Below are 18,895 nucleotides of genomic sequence, written 5' to 3'. Positions count from 1 at the left end.
CCGCGATGTGCCACAGCTACGTACGGCTGTCTTGACAAAAACTCCTGAGAGAAGAGGTGCTGTGCTCTCAGTGAATGCCGAAGGCCCGGCGATAAGCGGCAGGCGTTTTGCCCATCGCGTTGCGCATGGCGCGCGTCAGTGCCGTCTGGTCGGAAAAGCCGGCCCGCAGGGCAATTTCCGCAATCGGCAATGTGGAGTGGCGCAGCAATGCGCAGACCTTGTCCATGCGTAGCTCTGCAAGCCAGCGGTGAGGAGGGAGGCTGAACTCTTCCAGAAACAGCGCATGCAGGCGGCTATCGCTGATCGCGGCGCAGGATGCGAGCGTCTCGATGGTCCAGGGGAAAAATGGCTCCGCTCTGACGATCTTGCCCAGCGCATGCAGGCGGTGGCGGATATCGGTCTTTTCAGTCGCAAGGCTGTCGATCAGGAGCGGTGCCCAGAGGTTGGCAATATCCTCACGCGGCCCATCCGATCCGATGACGCCGCGCATGTAAGCGATCAGCTGCCGTGTATCCCGTGCGATATCGAGAAACGGCTTGTGGACAAATCTCTCCAGCACCTGTTCGGGAACAGCAGTTTCGTCGATATCGACCACCAGCGACCGGTTGATCGTCGTCGCTTCCTGTGTGTGCGATGTGTTGGGATGAATGAAAACCGCGCGCCCGGTGGACAATTCGTCCTGTAGCCCTGCTACATCGATCCGCAGACATCCCGAGACCGGAAGAACGATCTGCACGAAGCCGTGCCGTTCCTTCGGTCTTTCCTGCGTATAGGTCCTGATATCGGCGGATGCGGCGATCATGAGATTGTCATTTCCATCATGCAAAGAAACGGCCGCCTCAAAAAGCGGCCGGTTTCAGTCCTGATTATGACATCGTCTTGAAGATTGGGCCAGCCGGCTTTATCGAGCCGGCGTCTAACATTCTTCCTTGGCGGTCGATTCGCCGCGTTTGCGCTTGCGCAAAACCGGCTTGTTCTCTCTCGCCTCGCATTTCGCAACGTCGATGAGATAGGCAAGCATCGGCATTTCGTTCATCGATGCAAGTTGCTTGGCGGATTCGAGAAGGTTGATGATGTTGGAAAAATCGTCCATCGGCTCACTCAGTGGCTCAAAGCGGGTTATGTGGGTGTGAACCCAGGGATGAATAAGCGCGGTGAAAATGGGAGGTTCCAGCGCCGTTGCATCCCATGGGTGTAATATTAGTCGCAAATAAATAGCAATCCCTGCGAGGGGGTTGCAATAGTTAAATTTCCGTAACATCGGACGCCGCGGCCATGCCGCCGCAGAGTAATAGCCGCGCTATTTAAAAATGGCATGGTGGCGAAGACGAGGTTTATTCGATGCCGAACTATCTTGAAAAGGTGGAGGACGCGGCTGCGATTATCGCATCTGCGCAGCGTATTTCGGTCGTCGGTTGCTCCGGAGGCGGAAAATCGACGCTTTCCCGGAAGCTCGTAAGACGCTTTGGATTTGAATACATTTCCATGGATCGCGATATTTTCTGGTTGCCAGGCTGGCAGGCACGCCCGCGCCAAGAACAGCGGCAGAGGATCGCCGCCATCGTCACCAAAGACCGGTGGCTGATGGACGGCAGCAATCCATCGTCTTTCGACATGCGTCTGCCGAGATCCGACATCGTCCTTTGGGTGCGCATGCCGCGCTGGCTTTGCCTTTGGGGCGCCATCACCCGGATTGCCAAGGGGTATGGCAAGGCGCGTCCTGCAATGGCTGAAGGCTGCCCCGAAAGACTGGATCTCGATTTCCTGCGCTATATCTGGAATTTCGAACGCCGGCACGCCCCGATCTTCGAGCAGAATTTCGCGCTTTATGGTCCCAACGTGCCGGTATTCCAGCTTAAAAGCCGAAAACAGCTTCGCCGCCTTCTTGATCTTCTTGTTATCGAGGATTAACTCCCGCTCATGCCACAGTTCGAAACGCATCGCCTTGTAAAACACTCGCCCGACCGCATGTACGACCTCGTCGCCGATGTGGAGAAGTATCCGCAGTTTCTGCCGCTTTGCGAAGCGCTGGTCATCCGCTCGCGCAAGGAGCGGGACGGCAAGACTCTGCTGGTGGCTGATATGACGGTGGGCTACAAGGCCATTCGCGAGACCTTCACCACGCAGGTGCTGCTGAACCCGGCAGAGCGCGCCATCGACGTGAAATATATCGACGGCCCGTTCAAATATCTCGACAATCGCTGGCGTTTTGAAGCCTCCGCAGAGGGTGGCTCGGCCATTCATTTTTTCATCGAGTATGAATTCAAGAACCGGCTGCTCGGTGCGGTCATGGGATCGATGTTCGACAGGGCCTTCCGCATGTTCGCCGAAGCCTTCGAGACCCGCGCCGATAAAATCTACGCGGACCCAGCCTGATTGAGGGTAATCAGCATCTCGAGCGCCGTTCTGATGGTTGCAAGACGGATTTCCGTGCGCCCGATCTCTCCGTAGTGCATTTCATGGTGCAGGATTTTACCGCTGCGCGCCCTGGCGGCCAGATGCACCAGCCCCACCGGTTTTTCAGCCGAACCTCCGCCCGGACCGGCAATGCCGGTCACGGCTACGGCAAAATCCGCCCGGGAACGAAATAGCGCGCCATGCGCCATTTGCAGCGCGGTCTGTCGGGATACGGCGCCGAAATTCGCCAGCGTCTCAGTTCCAACCCCAAGCATGTCCATCTTGGCCTGGTTCGTGTAGGTGACGAAGCCGCGATCGACGACGGCAGAAGAGCCGGCGATTTCCGTCAGCGAACCAGCAATCAGGCCGCCCGTACAGCTTTCCGCCGTCGAGACCATGAAGCCGCCGGCGGTAAAGTCAGAAATGATCCGCCGCGCCAGTTCTTCTATATCCGCAGGAAACAGGCTCATAGCGGTCTGCCCTTGTAGACCACAGTGGCAGTGGCAATCGCAGCAATACCTTCCCGGCGGCCGACGAAGCCGATCGTCTCGTTGGTGGTCGCCTTGACCGAGCAGCGCTCTAGCGCGATGCCGAGCATGTCGGAAAGCGCCTCACGCATGGCCTGCCGATGCGGTCCGATGCGCGGCGCTTCGGCAATCAGCGAGACATCGGCATTCATGATCGTGCCGCCATTGCCGCGGACTACCTTGGCCGCGTGTTCGAGGAAGATGCGCGAAGCAGCACCCTTCCATTGCGGATCGGAAGGCGGGAAGTGATCGCCTATGTCGCCAGCGCCGCAGGTGGCGAGCAGGGCATCCGTCAGCGCATGCAGCGCCACATCGGCATCCGAATGGCCTTTGAGTTTCTGGTCGTGTTCGATGAAGACGCCGCACAGCGTCACACCGTCTCCTGCTTCCAGCTGGTGCACGTCATAACCATTGCCGGTGCGCACGTCAGGCAGTCCGTAGGAGAGCTTTTCATCGGCCATGGCAATATCCCGCTTGAGAGTGAGTTTCACATTGTCGACCGAGCCTTCGGTCAGCGTCACAGGCAGACTTGCCCATTCGGCGATTGAGGCGTCATCGGTAAAGTCGGTTTTTCCAGATGTGGCAGCAGCGCGATGCGCGGCGAGGATTTCGCCATAGCCGAAGCTTTGCGGTGTCTGCGCCGCATAAAGACCCTGCCTTGAAACTGTCTCCGCGACAGAATCGCCTGCGCCACGCTTCAGCGTATCAGTGACGGGGAGGGCAGGCAGAACGCCGACAGCGCCCGCCTTGTGCAGCGCCACGATGCGTTCCAGCATGTCAACGGCGATGAAAGGCCGCACGGCATCGTGGATCATCACATGTGTGAGGTCTAGCGCGGCCAGCGCTTCCAGACCAGCGAGCACCGATTGCTGCCGGGTTGCGCCGCCCGTGACGGTGACGATCCGCTTTCCGGCATTCAGCCGTTCAAGGATTGGTGACAGGAGTGCCGCATCGTCGGCATGGATAACGACCACGATAGGGGATGTGTCTGCCCAGGCAAGAAAGGTCGACAATGTATGCTCGATCACGGCCTTGCCACCGATCGGGCGATATTGTTTCGGCCCTTCCTCGGGGGAGCCGGCTCTTTCTCCGCGTCCTGCGGCGACAACGACGATGCCGAGTTTCATAGTACTTTCCTGCATTGGTCTTATGCTTTGTGCGCAACCCTTAATGGTTGACAGTCCTGCTCTAGCGTTTCAAAACCCGAATGGCCAGCCCGATAAGCCGCCCACCCGCACCCACATGCCGCAGGATCGGTCATCCCGTTTGTTCAAACCTGCACAAATTGCCGCCGCCAGCAAAACAGGCAGGCAGGCCACGCGCAAATAAAAGGTGCAACCCTGTAAAAGTGCTTGGCAACTGCGCAAACACTGTCTAAAAATAATGCATATAACTCTTCTGCACGAAAGATCATCACTTGCCCCTTCCGGAGTTGTCAGTCCCGTTCAGCATCGGCTCAGTCGCTATCCGTAATCGCGCAGTGCTGGCGCCTATGTCGGGCGTGACAGATTTGCCTTTCCGTCAGCTCGCCTGGCGTTACGGCGCGGGCCTTGTGGTGACTGAAATGGTCGCAAGCCGGGAACTTGTCGCCAATCGTGGGGAATCCTGGGCGCGGCTGAAAAATGCCGGGATGGTTCCGCATATGGTGCAGCTCGCCGGACGCGAAGCGCATTTCATGGCGGAAGCGGCAAAAATTGCGGCTGACAATGGCGCTGGCATCATCGACATCAATATGGGTTGTCCGGCCAAGAAGGTGACGGGCGGTTACTCCGGTTCGGCCTTGATGCGGGATCCTGATCATGCGCTGTCGTTGATCGAGGCGACCGTCGGCGCGGTCGATGTGCCCGTGACGCTGAAGATGCGGCTCGGCTGGGATGAAAACACCATCAATGCACCCGAAATTGCTCGCCGCGCTCAAGCCGCTGGCGTCCAGCTCATCACTATTCACGGCCGCACCCGCATGCAGTTTTACGAAGGTCGGGCGAACTGGGATGCCATTCGCGCCGTGCGCGAGGTGATTTCCGTGCCGCTGATCGCCAATGGCGATGTCGAGACCGCCGAAGATGCGCGTGAAATCCTCAGCCGTTCCGGCGCGGATGCCGTTATGGTCGGTCGCGGTGCACAGGGTCAACCCTGGCTGCCGGCGGTACTGGCCGGACATGCAGCGCCGCAACGCGCCGATATTGCCGATATCGCCGTCGAACATTACGACATGATGCTCGAATTTTATGGAAGGGAAGCCGGTCTTCGGCATGCCCGCAAACATCTGGGCTGGTATCTCGACCGTTTCGCGACGGAGATCGCCACCACCGACAAGGCTAGAATCATGACATCGCGTGATACGGGGGAAGTGGCTGATCTGCTGCGCTCCGCCCTTTGCGACAATGCGGGCGAAGAAGCCGCAAGGAAGGCCGCATGAGCGCTGATAAACACAGCCCGGCAGATGCGAACCCGCTCGCAATGGCGGTTCTGAACGCGGTGCAGAATCCCGTTATTCTGGTGGATGCCGAAGGTTTCATCGCTTTTGCCAATTGGGAAGCAGAAGCTTTTTTCGGGGCCAGCGCCTCCCATCTCGCTCGCTACCGCGTCTCCACCTTCATTCCCTTCGGCAGTCCGCTGCTTGCGCTGATCGATCAGGTGCGGGAACGCCGCGCGCCGGTAAATGAATATCGGGTCGATCTGAGCTCCCCCCGGCTTGGACAGGACAAGCTCGTCGATCTCTATGTCGCGCCTGTTGTCAGCGAGCCGGGGTCTGTTGTCGTCGTCTTCCAGGAACGGTCGATGGCTGACAAGATCGACCGGCAATTGACCCATCGGGCTGCTGCACGCTCTGTCACCGGCCTTGCCTCGATGCTGGCGCATGAGATCAAGAACCCGCTTTCGGGCATTCGTGGTGCCGCGCAGCTTCTAGAGACATCGGTTGCCGATGAGGACCGTGCGCTGACGCGGCTGATCTGCGACGAGACCGATCGTATCGTCTCGCTGGTTGACCGCATGGAAGTGTTTTCCGACGAGCGTCCGGTGGACCGCGTGCCGGTCAACATCCATTCGGTGCTCGACCATGTGAAGGCCATAGCCAAGGCTGGCTTTGCCCGTAACATCAAGATTTCCGAGAATTATGATCCATCGCTGCCGGCGGTCTATGCCAATCGCGACCAGCTGGTGCAGGTCTTTCTCAATCTGGTGAAAAATGCGGCGGAGGCCGTCGGAAATCAGTCGGAGGGCGAGATCGTGCTGACGACGGCATATCGTCCCGGCATGCGCATGTCCGTGGCAGGCAGCCGCGAACGCATCTCACTGCCGCTTGAGTTTTGCGTCCATGACAATGGGCCGGGAGTGCCGGCCGATCTCCTGCCGCATCTCTTCGACCCCTTCATTACCACCAAGACGAACGGTTCGGGCCTGGGTCTGGCGCTTGTCGCCAAACTGATTGGCGCCCATGGCGGCATTGTCGAATGCGACAGCCAGAACCATCGCACGACTTTCCGCGTATTGATGCCCGTCTCGCCTGAAGTGGCGCTGGACGACCGCATCTTGCCGAACTCGACAGGAAATGACAGATGACAGCTACTATCCTCGTCGCCGATGATGATGCCGCGATCCGCACCGTGCTTAATCAGGCGCTCAGCCGTGCCGGTTACGATGTGCGCATCACGTCCAATGCCGCAACGCTCTGGCGCTGGGTTTCTGCCGGCGAGGGCGATCTGGTCGTTACCGATGTCGTGATGCCCGATGAAAACGCCTTCGATCTGCTTCCGCGCATCAAGAAGGCCCGCCCGGACCTGCCGGTTCTGGTGATGAGTGCCCAAAACACTTTCATGACCGCGATCAAGGCCTCGGAAAAGGGCGCTTACGATTACCTGCCCAAGCCCTTCGACCTGACGGAGCTGATTGCCATCATCGGCCGCGCCTTGTCGGAGCCGAAGCGCAAGCCCGCCAAACTGGACGACGATATGCAGGACGGCATGCCGCTCGTCGGCCGCTCGGCCGCCATGCAGGAAATCTACCGGGTTCTCGCCCGCCTGATGCAGACCGACCTGACGCTGATGATTACCGGCGAATCCGGCACCGGCAAGGAACTGGTGGCGCGCGCGCTGCATGATTACGGCAAGCGCCGCAACGGCCCCTTCGTCGCCATCAACATGGCGGCAATTCCGCGTGATCTGATCGAATCGGAACTGTTCGGCCATGAGAAGGGCGCCTTCACCGGCGCGCAGAACCGCTCGACCGGCCGTTTCGAACAGGCCGAGGGCGGCACGCTGTTTCTCGACGAAATCGGCGATATGCCAATGGACGCCCAGACGCGGCTGCTGCGCGTATTGCAGCAGGGCGAATATACGACGGTGGGCGGACGCACGCCGATCAGGACCGATGTTCGCATCGTCGCCGCCACCAACAAGGACCTGAAGCAGTCGATCAACCAGGGCCTTTTCCGCGAAGACCTCTATTACCGCCTGAACGTCGTGCCGCTGCGGCTACCGCCGCTACGCGACCGCGCTGAGGATATTCCCGATCTGGTGCGCCATTTCATCCAGACGGGTGAGAAGGAGGGGCTGGAAGGAAAGCGCTTCGAGACCGAGGCGCTGGAAGTCATGAAGGCCTATGCCTGGCCCGGCAACGTGCGCGAACTCGAAAACCTGATCCGTCGCCTGATGGCGCTTTATCCGCAGGAAGTCATCACCCGCGAGATCATCGAGCAGGAATTGCAGTCGGATGTTCCAGACAGCCCGCTCGACAAGATGGCGGTCCGCACCGGCTCGTTGACCATTTCGCAGGCGGTCGAGGAAAACATGCGGGATTATTTCGCAAGTTTCGGCGAAGGCCTGCCGCCGCCGGGTCTCTACGACCGTGTTCTGCGCGAACTGGAATATCCGCTTATTCTTGCCGCCCTGACGGCGACGCGCGGTAACCAGATCAAGGCTGCCGATCTTCTTGGCCTCAACCGCAATACGCTGCGCAAGAAGATTCGCGAGCTTGGCGTTTCCGTGTATCGCAGCTCCCGCCCCAGCTGAGAATGTTGACAAGGCCGCGGTTGTCGTTGCATTTTCGCCACATTGTGTTGCTTGGAAAACACTAGGATGGAGAGAGATTCGCCGGCACGAGGCGGATTCGCCCATTTTCATGAATGTGGTGCTGGCTAGCCAGCGATTGGGAGAAATGCATGCGGAAACCCGCCGCCGAAAAAGCCGTTGCCGAAGACGCAGCGGGAATGGTGGTAGCCGATCGCAGGATGTCTTTCGCTCTGCCGGGGCTGGTGCTTGCCGGTGTCGCCCTTGTTTGCGCCATACTGACACTTTTCGTGCTTCTGGGCGTAACACCGATTGCGCCGACATCGAATGTCGTCATCGCCTCGGTCGTCATCAATTCGGTCTTTGTGATCGGACTGATCTTTCTCATCGGTCGGGAAATCAACCGCCTGCTGAAAGCGCGGAAAAAGGGCAGGGCGGCGGCACGCTTGCATGTGCGCATCGTCGTGCTGTTTTCCATCGTTGCGATTACACCGGCTGTTCTCGTCGCCATCTTCGCCAGTCTGACGCTGAATGTCGGTCTCGACCGCTGGTTTGCGCTACGTACCCAGTCGATCGTCGATTCCTCCAGCAATATCGCCCAGGCCTATATGATGGAGAATGCCGGTTATCTTCAGGGACAGACCCTGTCGATGGCCACCGACCTCGACCGCAATCGCGCGCTCTTTTATCTCGACCGCACCGGCTTCGTCGATCTCATGACCCGTCAGGCCAAGGGCCGCGGTCTTCTCGGCGCATTCCTGGTGCAGGAAGACGGCGACGCCGTCGCGCAAGCCGATATCAAGACGGAAAAGCCGCTTCCGGCCATTCCGCACGATGCGCTTGAAAAGGCCGCCGCTGGTCAACCAACCCTTATTCCGCCTGGCATCACCAATCTCGTCGGCGCCATCATCAAGCTCGAGGGCATCAGCGGTACGTTTCTTTACACCGTGCGTGCCGTCGATCCCAAGGTAATGGGCGCGATGCGGCTGATGGAAGAGAACCGCGCCGAATACAAGGCGATGGAGGCCGGCCGTGCGCCGTTGCAGATTGCGTTTGCAATCCTCTATCTCGGTTTCGCGCTGATCGTACTTCTGGCGGCGATCTGGACCGCGATTGCGGTAGCCGACCGTATCGTGCGTCCTATCCGTCTCCTCATCAGCGCCGCAGACAGTGTCGCCACCGGAAACATGCATGTGCTGGTTCCCGTTCGCGCCATCGATGGCGACGTTGGCCGCCTGTCGCGCACCTTCAACAAGATGGTCTCGGAACTGCGCAGCCAACAGGAACAGATCATTGAAGCGAAAGACGACATCGATGATCGCCGCCGCTTCATCGAGGCCGTATTGTCGGGCGTTACCGCCGCCGTTATCGGCATTGATGAAAACCGCAGGATCACCATCGTCAATCCTTCGGCTGAAGAATTCGTGGCGCTTTCCTCCGACCAGCTTATCGGTGCGCAACTATCTGATATTGCGCCTGAAATCGAAGAGGTCGTGACAGAGGCCAACACCTGGTCGCGCGGCAATTTCCGCAAGCAGATCAACATCATGCGGCGCGGCACCGAACGGACGCTCAATGTGCAGGTGACCCGTGAGGACGCGCGCGACAGCCGCGACAGCTACGTCATCACGCTCGACGATATCACCGATCTCGTCATTGCCCAGCGCTCGACCGCCTGGTCCGACGTCGCGCGGCGTATTGCGCATGAGATCAAGAATCCTCTGACACCTATCCAGCTTTCTGCCGAGCGCATCAAACGACGCTTCGGCAAGCAGATCGACGAGAACGATCGCGCCATCTTTGACCAGTGTACGGACACCATCGTCCGGCAGGTTGGTGACATCGGCCGGATGGTGGATGAATTCTCTGCCTTTGCGCGCATGCCGAAGCCCACGAAGGAAAAGTCGGACCTGCGTTCGATCTTGAAGGACGCGGCATTCCTGCGCGAAATAAGCGCCGCAGACACGAAATTCTCCACGGAATTTGGCGATGTCCCGCTGGAGGGCATGTTCGATGCCCGCATGCTGGGACAGGCGTTCGGCAATCTCATCAAGAATGCAACGGAAGCGATCGAGGCAGTGGAAGGCGAAAAGCGGCCAGGCAAAATCCTGGTGCGCGCATCCTTCGACGAGGCCAATTCGCGGTTCGTGGCTGACATCATCGACAATGGCAGAGGCTTGCCCGTCGAGAACCGTCATCGCATTCTCGAACCCTATATGACGATGCGGGACAAGGGCACGGGCCTCGGCCTCGCCATCGTCAAGAAAATCATCGAAGAGCATGGCGGGTATCTGGAACTCCACGATGCCCCGTCGGAGTTCGACCATGGCCACGGTGCCATGATCAGAGTGCTGCTGCCCTATATCGAGGCGGTCGGCGGCAAAAATAACAAGGAAGCAGCATATGGCGTCTGATATTCTGGTCGTGGATGACGAGGCGGACATTCGCGAAATCGTAGCGGGTATTCTTTCCGATGAAGGCCACGAGACGCGCATGGCGTTCGACAGCGACAGCGCGCTGGCCGCCATTTCTGAACGCGTTCCGCGTCTCATCTTTCTCGACATCTGGATGCAGGGGTCGAAGCTCGACGGTCTGGCCCTGCTGGACGAGATCAAGAGCCGCCATCCTGATATCCCTGTTGTGATGATTTCCGGTCATGGTAACATCGAAACCGCCGTCAACGCCATCAAGCGCGGCGCGTTCGATTTCATCGAGAAACCGTTCAAGGCAGACCGCCTGATCCTGATTGCCGAACGCGCGCTGGAGAACTCCAAGCTGAAGCGGGAGGTGCAGGAACTCAAGAAGCGCACTGGCGACGCGGTTGAACTCGTCGGCGCGTCGCTTGCGGTTTCCCAACTTCGCCAGACAATTGACCGCGTGGCGCCCACCAACAGCCGCATCATGATCCTCGGCCCCTCCGGTTCCGGCAAGGAGTTGGTGGCTCGCATGGTGCACAAGAAATCCTCGCGTGCCACAGGACCTTTCGTTGCGCTGAACGCTGCGACCATCACGCCGGACCGCATGGAAATCGCCTTGTTCGGTACGGAAGGCCTGCCCGGGCAGCCGCGCAAGGTGGGCGCTCTGGAAGAGGCCCATCGCGGTGTTCTCTATCTCGATGAAGTCGGCGAGATGCCGCGCGAAACCCAGAACAAGATCCTGCGCGTGCTGGTCGATCAGCAGTTCGAGCGTGTCGGTGGCGGCAAGCGGGTAAAGGTGGATGTGCGCATCATCTCCTCGACCGCCCATCACCTCGAAAGCCTGATCGCCGAAGGCCAGTTCCGCGAAGATCTTTACCATCGCCTCGCCGTGGTGCCGGTGAAGGTGCCGGCGCTGTCCGAGCGGCGTGAGGATATTCCTTTCCTCGTCGACATGTTCATGCGGCAGATTTCCGAACAGGCCGGCATCCGCCCGCGCAAGATCGGCGATGACGCCATGGCCGTTCTCCAGACGCATGATTGGCCGGGTAACATTCGCCAGCTCCGCAACAATATCGAGCGGCTGATGATTCTGGCACGCCCCGAAGGCGGTGAGGCACCAATCTCGGCAGACATGTTGCCGGCGGATATTGGCGACATGCTGCCGAAGATTTCGGCGCAAGGCGATCAGCACATCATGACCCTGCCGTTGCGCGAAGCACGTGAAATGTTCGAGCGGGACTATCTGGTCGCCCAGATCAACCGCTTCGGCGGCAATATTTCGCGAACGGCGGAATTTGTCGGCATGGAAAGATCGGCACTGCATCGCAAACTGAAATCTCTCGGCGTATAAGACACGAAGGCCCAAGTCGTCGTAATCGATTATTCCGTCAGAGAGACAGCATGAAAGTCATCATTTGCGGCGCAGGGCAGGTGGGTTACGGCATCGCCGAACAACTGTCGCGCGAGGATAATGAGGTATCGGTCATCGATACCTCCGCGACCCTCATTACCGCCATTACAGAGACGCTGGATGTGCGCGGTTATGTTGGTCATGGCGCCCATCCCGACATGCTGGCAAAGGCGGGTGCGGACCAGGCCGACATGATCATCGCCGTGACCCTGCATGACGAGATCAATATCGTCGCCTGCGAGGTTGCGCATGCGCTGTTCAGCGTTCCGACCAAGATCGCCCGCATCCGCGACCAAAGCTATCTGAAACCGGAATATGCCGATCTGTTCAGCCGCGAAAACATGTCGATCGACGTGACGATTTCGCCTGAAGTCGAAGTCGGCAAGATGGTACTCAGGCGCATCGCCTTTCCGGGTGCCACCGATGTCGTGCGTTTCGCCGACGACACGGTCTTCATGCTGGCAATCGAGTGCATGGAGGACTGCCCGGTCATCAACACGCCGCTGCAGCAGCTTTCCAACCTCTTTCCGGACCTTATCGCAACCGTGGTGGGTGTCTACCGGAACGGCATCCTTAAGGTCGCGCACTCCTCCGAGCAGCTGCGCGTCGGCGACCTCGCTTATGTCATCTGTCAGCGCCAGCACGCACGCCGCACCCTTGGCCTCTTCGGCCATGAGGAGCAGGAGGCGCAGCGCATCGTGATTGCGGGCGCCGGCAATATTGGCCACTTCGTCGCGCAGAAGATCGAGGAGTTGCAGCCTAAGACGCGGGTAAAGATCATCGAGGCGGATCGCGACAGGGCTATTGCCGCATCGGAACAGCTCAGCAACACCATTGTCATGCATGGTTCGGCGCTGGACCAGAAGATTTTGCTGCAGGCCGATATTCAGGATGCGGATCTGATCGTGACGCTCACCAACAGCGATCAGACCAATATACTGGCGGCGGTGATGGCGAAGCAGCTTGGCTGCAAATCCAACCTTGCATTGTTGAACAGCTCGTCCTTTCACGAGGTTGCGGATTCACTCGGTCTCGACGCCTATATCAATCCCCGGGCCGTTACCATTTCGCGCGTGCTCCAGCACGTGCGCAAGGGCCGTATCCGGTCGGTTTATGCCGTTCAGCGCGGCTCGGCGGAGGTAATCGAGGCAGAGGCGCTGGAGACTTCGCCGCTCGTCGGCCAGTCCTTCCGTGACATCGATATGCCTGATGGCGTGCGCATCGGCGCGATCTATCGCGACGGTGTGGTGATCCGCCCGGACGGCAGCACGAAGATCAAGGCGAAGGACCGCGTCGTGCTGTTTGCATCTGCCGATGCGGTGCGCGACGTGGAACAGCTTTTCCGGGTTTCGATACAATATTTCTGACTGTTTCGAATCGAAAAAGCAGGTCAATACTCGTACTCATTCGGCTGTTTTCGCCGTTGCGGAACAGGACACGATTTGATACCAGAGTTGCAGGTCGGCCAAGCGGGGGACTAGACTCGGCCGGCTTATTATTGATTGATTATTTTCCGGTATCCCTGCCGGCAAAAAAGAAAGAAGCGGCGCCATGGCGGAACGTTCTCAAAACCTTCAGGATCTTTTCCTCAATACCGTTCGTAAGCAAAAGATTTCGCTCACGATTTTCCTGATCAACGGCGTCAAGCTGACGGGCGTTGTCACTTCCTTCGATAATTTCTGCGTGCTTCTGCGCCGTGACGGTCACTCGCAGCTTGTTTACAAGCATGCGATCTCCACCATTATGCCCGGCCAGCCGATGCAGATGTTCGAGAGCGAAGAAGGCGCAGCCTGATCAGGCTCCCTCAACGGTATCTTCGATATAAGCTGACCTGAACCGGGAACATTTCCGGTTCAATCAGGTTAATCCAGATAGTCGTCCGCACGGATGCGGTCGGCTGCAATGTCATTTCTTGATAAGGCTGAACCCATTACGACGCGCGACACCTCGAACGAATCGATCATTCCCGAACAGGAAAAGCACCGCGACGACATGCGTGCGGTGGTCATCGTGCCTGTCCTCAAGCAGCAGCGCGAAAGCCGTGATGCGGTGGCGGGTCCGGTTTCTCCTGTACGGTCTGTTGAGGCCAAGCTTGAGGAAGCAAAGGGGCTGGCGCTCGCCATTGATCTTGAGGTGACGCAAGGTCTTGTCGTGCCGGTCAACCAGCCGCGTCCGGCGACTTTGTTTGGAACCGGCAAGATCGAGGAAATCGGCCATCTTCTGGATGAAACCAATTCCGGTCTGGTGATCGTCGATCATCCTTTGACCCCGGTGCAGCAGCGCAATCTTGAAAAGCAGTGGAATGCCAAGGTCATCGACAGGACGGGCCTGATCCTCGAAATCTTCGGCCGCCGTGCCTCCACCAAGGAAGGCACGTTGCAGGTCGATCTTGCGCATCTGAACTATCAGAAGGGCCGCCTCGTCAGAAGCTGGACACACCTTGAACGCCAGCGCGGTGGCGCGGGCTTCATGGGCGGTCCGGGTGAAACGCAGATCGAGGCCGACCGTCGGCTGCTGCAGGATCGCATCGTCAAGCTCGAGCGCGAGCTGGAGCAGGTGGTGCGCACCCGCCAGCTTCACCGCGCCAAGCGCCGCAAGGTGCCGCATCCGATCGTGGCACTGGTCGGTTATACCAATGCCGGCAAGTCCACCCTGTTCAATCGTATTACCGGCGCTGGCGTTCTGGCGGAAGACATGCTGTTCGCGACGCTCGATCCAACCTTGCGCCGCATGAAGCTGCCGCATGGCCGCACGGTTATCCTTTCCGATACCGTCGGTTTCATCTCCGATCTGCCGACACATCTCGTCGCCGCTTTCCGCGCAACGCTGGAAGAGGTGCTGGAAGCCGATCTTATTTTGCACGTGCGCGACATGTCCGATCCGGATAATGCCGCCCAGTCGGCCGATGTGCTGCGCATTCTTGGCGATCTCGGCATCGACGAAAAGGAAGCCGAAAAGCGCATCATCGAGGTTTGGAACAAGGTCGATCGTCTCGAACCAGAAGCGCATGACGCCATCATTGAACGTGCCGAGGGCCGCTCCGATATTCGCGCCGTTTCGGCGGTCACGGGCGAGGGCGTCGATGCCCTGATGGACGAGATTTCCGGCCGCCTGTCAGGTGTCCTGACGGAAACGACTGTCGTCCTCTCCGTCGAGCAATTGCCGCTGATCTCATGGGTCTACAGCAACTCCATCGTGGATAGCCGCGAAGACAATGAGGACGGTTCGGTTTCCCTTGATGTGCGCCTGTCGGAAGCGCAGGCCACCGAGCTGGAACGGAAGCTTGGAAAGGCAACCATCCGCGAGCGGGAAGACTGGGAGCAGTAAACGCTCCGAGAACGATTGCGGTATATTCCCTTATACTCAACGTCATCCTTGGGCTTGTCCCAAGGATCTAGACACAGAGATACAATCAGGATGTCGCAGATGCTCGGGAGAGGCCCGAGCATGACGCAGGAGAGGTTTTAGGTTTTCGTCACCACTGTCGAAAGCACCGGGCGCTCTGAATTTTTCGGCATATCCGGATGATCAGGACGAAACCATATTCAGCGAGCGTTCTATGCGTTTTGCCGCCTGCCACAGGTCTTCCATTCTCTCAAGGCTCGCTTCCTGAAGCGTTTCGCCATTTTCGGTGAGCGACGTCTCGATGTGATTGAAACGCCTGCGGAATTTCGTATTGGTGCCGCGCAGCGCGTCTTCCGGATCGGCTTTTACATGGCGGCCGATATTGACCAGCGCGAAGATGAGATCGCCAAGTTCATCAGAGACCTTCTCCGGCTTTCCCTCCGCCAGCGCTTCACGCAGTTCGGCGATTTCCTCCTCGATCTTGTCGAGAATGGGGGCTGGATCCGACCAATCGAAACCGACGCGCGCAGCCTGTTCCTGCAACTTGAGAGCCTCGGTCAGAGCCGGCTGGCTACGCTGCACACCGCCTAAAAAGCCGGCCTTGAAATCCTCGGTGATACCGCGGCGGGCGCGGCGTTCCGCACGCTCCCGCTTTTCCTCGGCCTTGATCTGGTCCCATTGCAGCTTGACGCTGTCAGGCGTATTGGCAGCGGAAACGGCAAAGACGTGCGGATGGCGGCGGATCATTTTTGACGTCACGGCCTCAACCACGTCGCCAAAGGCGAATTCGCCCCGTTCCTCGGCGATGCGGGCATGGAAAACCACCTGCAGCAACAGGTCGCCCAGTTCTTCGCAAAGATCGTCCATATCCTTGCGCTCGATGGCGTCGGCAACCTCATAAGCCTCTTCGATGGTGTAAGGCTTGATCGTCTCGAAGGTCTGGACGACATCCCAGGGGCAGCCGGTTTCCGGCTGGCGCAGGGCTTCCATGATCTCGATCAGGCGGGAAATATCCTTCGAGGCTTCCATAGTCTTTCAAACCTTCGTTCTTTATTTTCATACATATCCAGGCGGACAACCGTCTAGAAATGCTCTAGTTCAGCGGAATATCGTTGCCGCTCTTCGATGACTGATAGCTGGTGGAAAGCTCGTCATAGGCAGCCTTGATGCGGGCCGTCTGCGCCTTCAGCTCGGTCTTCAGCGGATCGTCTTCGCTCTCCACCAGATCCGCAATGAAGAAAGAGTTCCAGAAGGCGTTGCTGCGGCGATACCCGCCCGGCTCCAGCCCGAAAACTTCCTTGAGGATTTTCAGGTCGTGCGGGATGGCGAAAGCGTCGCGCGAATCCTCGTGGCTGAAAAAGGAGTAGAAATTGTCGAAGCCGGCCCAGGTGATGGCGGACATGCACATGGTGCAGGGTTCATGGGTGGAAAGGAAAATCAATTCCTTGGTGTTCGGCTTCTCACCCAGCTCGTAAAACCGCTTCAGCGCGTGCACTTCGCCATGCCAGAGCGGGTTTTCCAGCTCGTTATTCGTCTCCGCGATCACCAGCGACAGGTCGGATTTACGCAGGATCGCCGCACCGAAAACCTTGTTGCCGAGGCTGACGCCGCGTGCCGTCAGGGGCAGGATATCGTGTTCGATGACATCGAGAAGACGGGCGGCAATTGTCGAGCTGGTCAAGGGTCTGATCCTTCGTGCCGCCTCAGGGCGAAGCGGTTTTTGCATGGAGATATCGACGAAAATAGTCCCTTCTTGTTCGGCGCGAGGGCCTGGTTTGTCAAGGGATTCTCATGGGATTTAGAGGCGTTCGACAGGGTTGATAAAGGTGCGCCGGTTAGTTTTCCTCAAAAACAGGGGTGTTCGAGAAATAAAAATCCAGGTGTCGGAAAGGCTTGAATTTCTGTTTCTTCAATCTTGCGCCGCAATGCGGGATAAATGCCCGATGCACAACGAACATGATTTTTCCGCTTCTGGCGATCGCCTTTCGACCTTCCCCGCGTTCTTCCGGGTTGAGGGACGGGAGGTCGCTGTTTTCGGCAATGGCGACGAGGCCTTTGCGAAGGTAAGGCTGCTTGCCAATACCAATGCACATATCATTGCTTATGCCGACGAGCCGGAAGCAGATTTTGCGCGCTATATCAGCGAAAACGGCATCGATCATCGGGCTTTGGGTTTCGCAAGCCAGCTGATTGAAGGCGCGACGCTGGTTTTTGCCGCCACTGGAGACGAGGCACTGGACCGTGAGATCGTTTTGGCTGCGCGCGCCAAGAAAATCCCCGCCAATGCGGTGGATCAGCCGGAGTTCTGCGATTTCTTCACGCCCGCACTCGTCGCCCGCGCACCCGTCGCGATCGCCATTGGCACCGAAGGCGCCGGCCCGGTTCTTGCCCAGATGATCCGCGCGCGTATCGATCAGATGCTGTCTCCGTCGCTGGGCAAGCTTGCGCGTCTCGCCGTGCAATATCGTGACGCCGCCGAGCAGAATGTTCCCAAGGGCGCGTTGCGGCGCAATTTCTGGCGCCGGTTTTTTTCCGGTGCTGTCGCAGATGCCGTCGCTCTCGGCGATACATCATCCGCCCGCCATGCCGCTGACCGTTTGCTGCAATCGCCCGAGCGCAGCGAAGGCCGCGTCTGGCTTGTCGGCGCTGGTCCCGGTGCTGAAGATTTGCTGACGCTGCGCGCGCAGCGCGTGCTGATGGAAGCGGATGTGATCGTCTATGATGCGCTAGTGCCGCAGGCAATCGTTGACATGGGGCGCCGCGACGCCGAGCGGCTGTCCGTCGGCAAACGCAAGGGCTGCCACAGCAAGTCGCAGGATGAGATTAACCGCCTGCTGGTGCGTCTTGGTAAAGACGGCAAGCGCGTCGTGCGCCTCAAATCCGGTGATCCGCTGGTCTATGGCCGGGCGGGAGAGGAAATGGCGGCGCTGCGCGATGCCGGTATCGGTTACGAGATCGTTCCGGGCATTACCTCCGCCTTCGCCGCTGCTGCGGATTTCGAATTGCCCTTGACGCTGCGCGGTGTCGCTTCGTCGCTGATTTTCACCACCGGCCACGATCTGACTGGCGATGTCCTGCCGGACTGGGCGCGGCTTGCCGTCTCCGGTGCTACCATTGCTGTCTATATGGGCCGCAGCGTTGCCGCGTCGGTCGCGACGAGGCTGATAGAGGCAGGTCTCGGCGTGGAAACGACCGTAGCCGTCATCGAAAATGCCAGCCGCGCGGACCGCCGCCTGCTGCATGGCACTTTGAACGATCTGCCCGACCTCGAACATCGCGACGAACTGACCGGTCCGGTCATGGTCATCATCGGCGATGCGGTGGCGGGCGCCAATTTTGACAGGTCCGAGGCGCTCGCGCTTGTTGCGCGGCCAGCGAACCTTAAAAGGGAGTATGCAAATGGCTGACAAGGTTTTGACCGCCAACCGCCTGGGCGATGGGATCGCTGTATGGCTCGATGCCAATGGCGAATGGACGGAGAACCTGCAGGACGCAATCGTCGCCCGCCACGCAGAGGCCGTCGCTTCGTTCGAGGAAATCGGCAAGCGGGATTTTTCCGCCAACAAGGTCGTTGACGTGAATGTCATCGACGTGGTGGAGGAGAATGGCAAGCTTTGGCCGACGCGGCTTCGTGAGCGCATTCGCGCCGCTGGCCCGACCATGCACTATGCCAACGGCTTCAAGCCGGCCGATGCAGCATTCATCGCAGTCTGAGGAAGAATATGTACCGTTACGACGAGTTCGATCACGCATTTGTTGAAGGCCGCGTGGCACAGTTTCGCGATCAGG

General features: G+C 58.9%; 18 protein-coding genes. 12 read left to right on the top strand and 6 right to left on the bottom strand.

Features of this window, described 5'->3' with window-relative positions; all coding sequences use genetic code 11:
* Positions 1-67: 67 nt before the first annotated feature.
* Both T18_RS02515 and T18_RS27100 read right to left on the bottom strand, forming a co-directional pair.
* A complete protein-coding gene (locus T18_RS02515) occupies positions 68-802 on the bottom strand; it encodes a helix-turn-helix transcriptional regulator (RefSeq protein WP_038490887.1) in 735 nt (244 codons plus the stop codon).
* A gap of 114 nt (positions 803-916) precedes the next feature.
* The gene (locus T18_RS27100; RefSeq protein WP_003512893.1) at positions 917-1,093 is read right to left on the bottom strand and encodes a hypothetical protein; all 177 of its coding nucleotides are present in this window, start codon (positions 1,091-1,093) and stop codon (positions 917-919) included.
* Positions 1,094-1,341: 248 nt separating this feature from the next.
* Here T18_RS27100 and T18_RS02510 point away from each other — a divergent pair, with 248 nt between their 5' ends.
* The gene (locus tag T18_RS02510; RefSeq protein WP_038490891.1) at positions 1,342-1,911 is read left to right on the top strand and encodes an ATPase AAA; all 570 of its coding nucleotides are present in this window, start codon (positions 1,342-1,344) and stop codon (positions 1,909-1,911) included.
* A gap of 9 nt (positions 1,912-1,920) precedes the next feature.
* Positions 1,921-2,376, top strand: coding sequence for a type II toxin-antitoxin system RatA family toxin (locus T18_RS02505; protein WP_003512897.1), 456 nt, complete (start codon positions 1,921-1,923; stop codon positions 2,374-2,376).
* Here the strand turns inward: T18_RS02505 and T18_RS02500 are convergent.
* Both T18_RS02500 and T18_RS02495 read right to left on the bottom strand, forming a co-directional pair.
* The gene (locus T18_RS02500) at positions 2,358-2,867 is read right to left on the bottom strand and encodes a CinA family protein (protein WP_038490894.1); all 510 of its coding nucleotides are present in this window, start codon (positions 2,865-2,867) and stop codon (positions 2,358-2,360) included. The genes T18_RS02505 and T18_RS02500 overlap by 19 nt on opposite strands.
* Complete coding sequence (locus tag T18_RS02495) at positions 2,864-4,051, bottom strand: bifunctional 2-C-methyl-D-erythritol 4-phosphate cytidylyltransferase/2-C-methyl-D-erythritol 2,4-cyclodiphosphate synthase (protein WP_038490897.1); 1,188 nt, start codon at positions 4,049-4,051, stop codon at positions 2,864-2,866. Before T18_RS02495 ends, T18_RS02500 begins: the two co-directional genes overlap by 4 nt.
* Before the next feature lie 305 nt (positions 4,052-4,356).
* On the opposite strand from T18_RS02495, the gene dusB reads away from it, so the two are divergent.
* From dusB to hflX, 8 genes are all read left to right on the top strand, one after another.
* The gene (gene dusB, locus T18_RS02490; protein ID WP_272870597.1) at positions 4,357-5,343 is read left to right on the top strand and encodes a tRNA dihydrouridine synthase DusB; all 987 of its coding nucleotides are present in this window, start codon (positions 4,357-4,359) and stop codon (positions 5,341-5,343) included.
* Entirely contained in the window at positions 5,340-6,488 is a 1,149-nt protein-coding gene (locus T18_RS02485; protein WP_003512904.1) for a two-component system sensor histidine kinase NtrB, read from the top strand. Before dusB ends, T18_RS02485 begins: the two co-directional genes overlap by 4 nt.
* Complete coding sequence (gene ntrC / locus T18_RS02480; protein WP_003512914.1) at positions 6,485-7,936, top strand: nitrogen regulation protein NR(I); 1,452 nt, start codon at positions 6,485-6,487, stop codon at positions 7,934-7,936. The genes T18_RS02485 and ntrC overlap by 4 nt, the downstream gene beginning before the upstream one ends.
* Positions 7,937-8,085: 149 nt before the next feature.
* Positions 8,086-10,347, top strand: coding sequence for a sensor histidine kinase NtrY-like (locus T18_RS02475; RefSeq protein WP_038490904.1), 2,262 nt, complete (start codon positions 8,086-8,088; stop codon positions 10,345-10,347).
* Complete coding sequence (locus T18_RS02470) at positions 10,337-11,701, top strand: sigma-54-dependent transcriptional regulator (RefSeq protein WP_003512918.1); 1,365 nt, start codon at positions 10,337-10,339, stop codon at positions 11,699-11,701. The genes T18_RS02475 and T18_RS02470 overlap by 11 nt, the downstream gene beginning before the upstream one ends.
* 50 nt (positions 11,702-11,751) lie before the next feature.
* The gene (gene trkA / locus T18_RS02465; RefSeq protein ID WP_003512920.1) at positions 11,752-13,128 is read left to right on the top strand and encodes a Trk system potassium transporter TrkA; all 1,377 of its coding nucleotides are present in this window, start codon (positions 11,752-11,754) and stop codon (positions 13,126-13,128) included.
* Positions 13,129-13,312: 184 nt separating this feature from the next.
* Entirely contained in the window at positions 13,313-13,555 is a 243-nt protein-coding gene (gene hfq, locus T18_RS02460; RefSeq protein ID WP_003496145.1) for an RNA chaperone Hfq, read from the top strand.
* Between the two features lie 108 nt (positions 13,556-13,663).
* Positions 13,664-15,088 (top strand): GTPase HflX, encoded by a 1,425-nt coding sequence (gene hflX / locus T18_RS02455; RefSeq protein WP_019565550.1) that lies wholly within the window; start codon positions 13,664-13,666, stop codon positions 15,086-15,088.
* 201 nt (positions 15,089-15,289) lie between these two features.
* On the opposite strand, the gene mazG is transcribed toward hflX, so the two are convergent.
* Both mazG and T18_RS02445 read right to left on the bottom strand, forming a co-directional pair.
* Positions 15,290-16,135, bottom strand: a complete 846-nt coding sequence (gene mazG / locus T18_RS02450; RefSeq protein WP_038490907.1) for a nucleoside triphosphate pyrophosphohydrolase — start codon at positions 16,133-16,135, stop codon at positions 15,290-15,292.
* A gap of 64 nt (positions 16,136-16,199) precedes the next feature.
* A complete protein-coding gene (locus tag T18_RS02445) occupies positions 16,200-16,787 on the bottom strand; it encodes a deaminase (RefSeq protein WP_038490910.1) in 588 nt (195 codons plus the stop codon).
* 262 nt (positions 16,788-17,049) lie between these two features.
* Between T18_RS02445 and cysG the strand changes: the two genes are divergently transcribed.
* Positions 17,050-18,513 carry a siroheme synthase CysG gene (gene cysG / locus T18_RS02440; protein ID WP_038490913.1) on the top strand — a complete coding sequence of 488 codons (1,464 nt, stop codon included), beginning with the start codon at positions 17,050-17,052 and terminating at the stop codon, positions 18,511-18,513.
* The gene (locus tag T18_RS02435) at positions 18,506-18,820 is read left to right on the top strand and encodes a DUF2849 domain-containing protein (protein WP_003512933.1); all 315 of its coding nucleotides are present in this window, start codon (positions 18,506-18,508) and stop codon (positions 18,818-18,820) included. The genes cysG and T18_RS02435 overlap by 8 nt, the downstream gene beginning before the upstream one ends.
* Positions 18,821-18,895: the final 75 nt, after the last annotated feature.

Source organism: Rhizobium sp. TBD182, from assembly GCF_001950375.1.
GTDB classification, from domain to species: Bacteria; Pseudomonadota; Alphaproteobacteria; order Rhizobiales; family Rhizobiaceae; genus Agrobacterium; species Agrobacterium tumefaciens.
The sequence above is the reverse complement of the archived record's forward strand: the minus strand, read 5'-3'. Positions and strand labels throughout refer to the sequence as shown.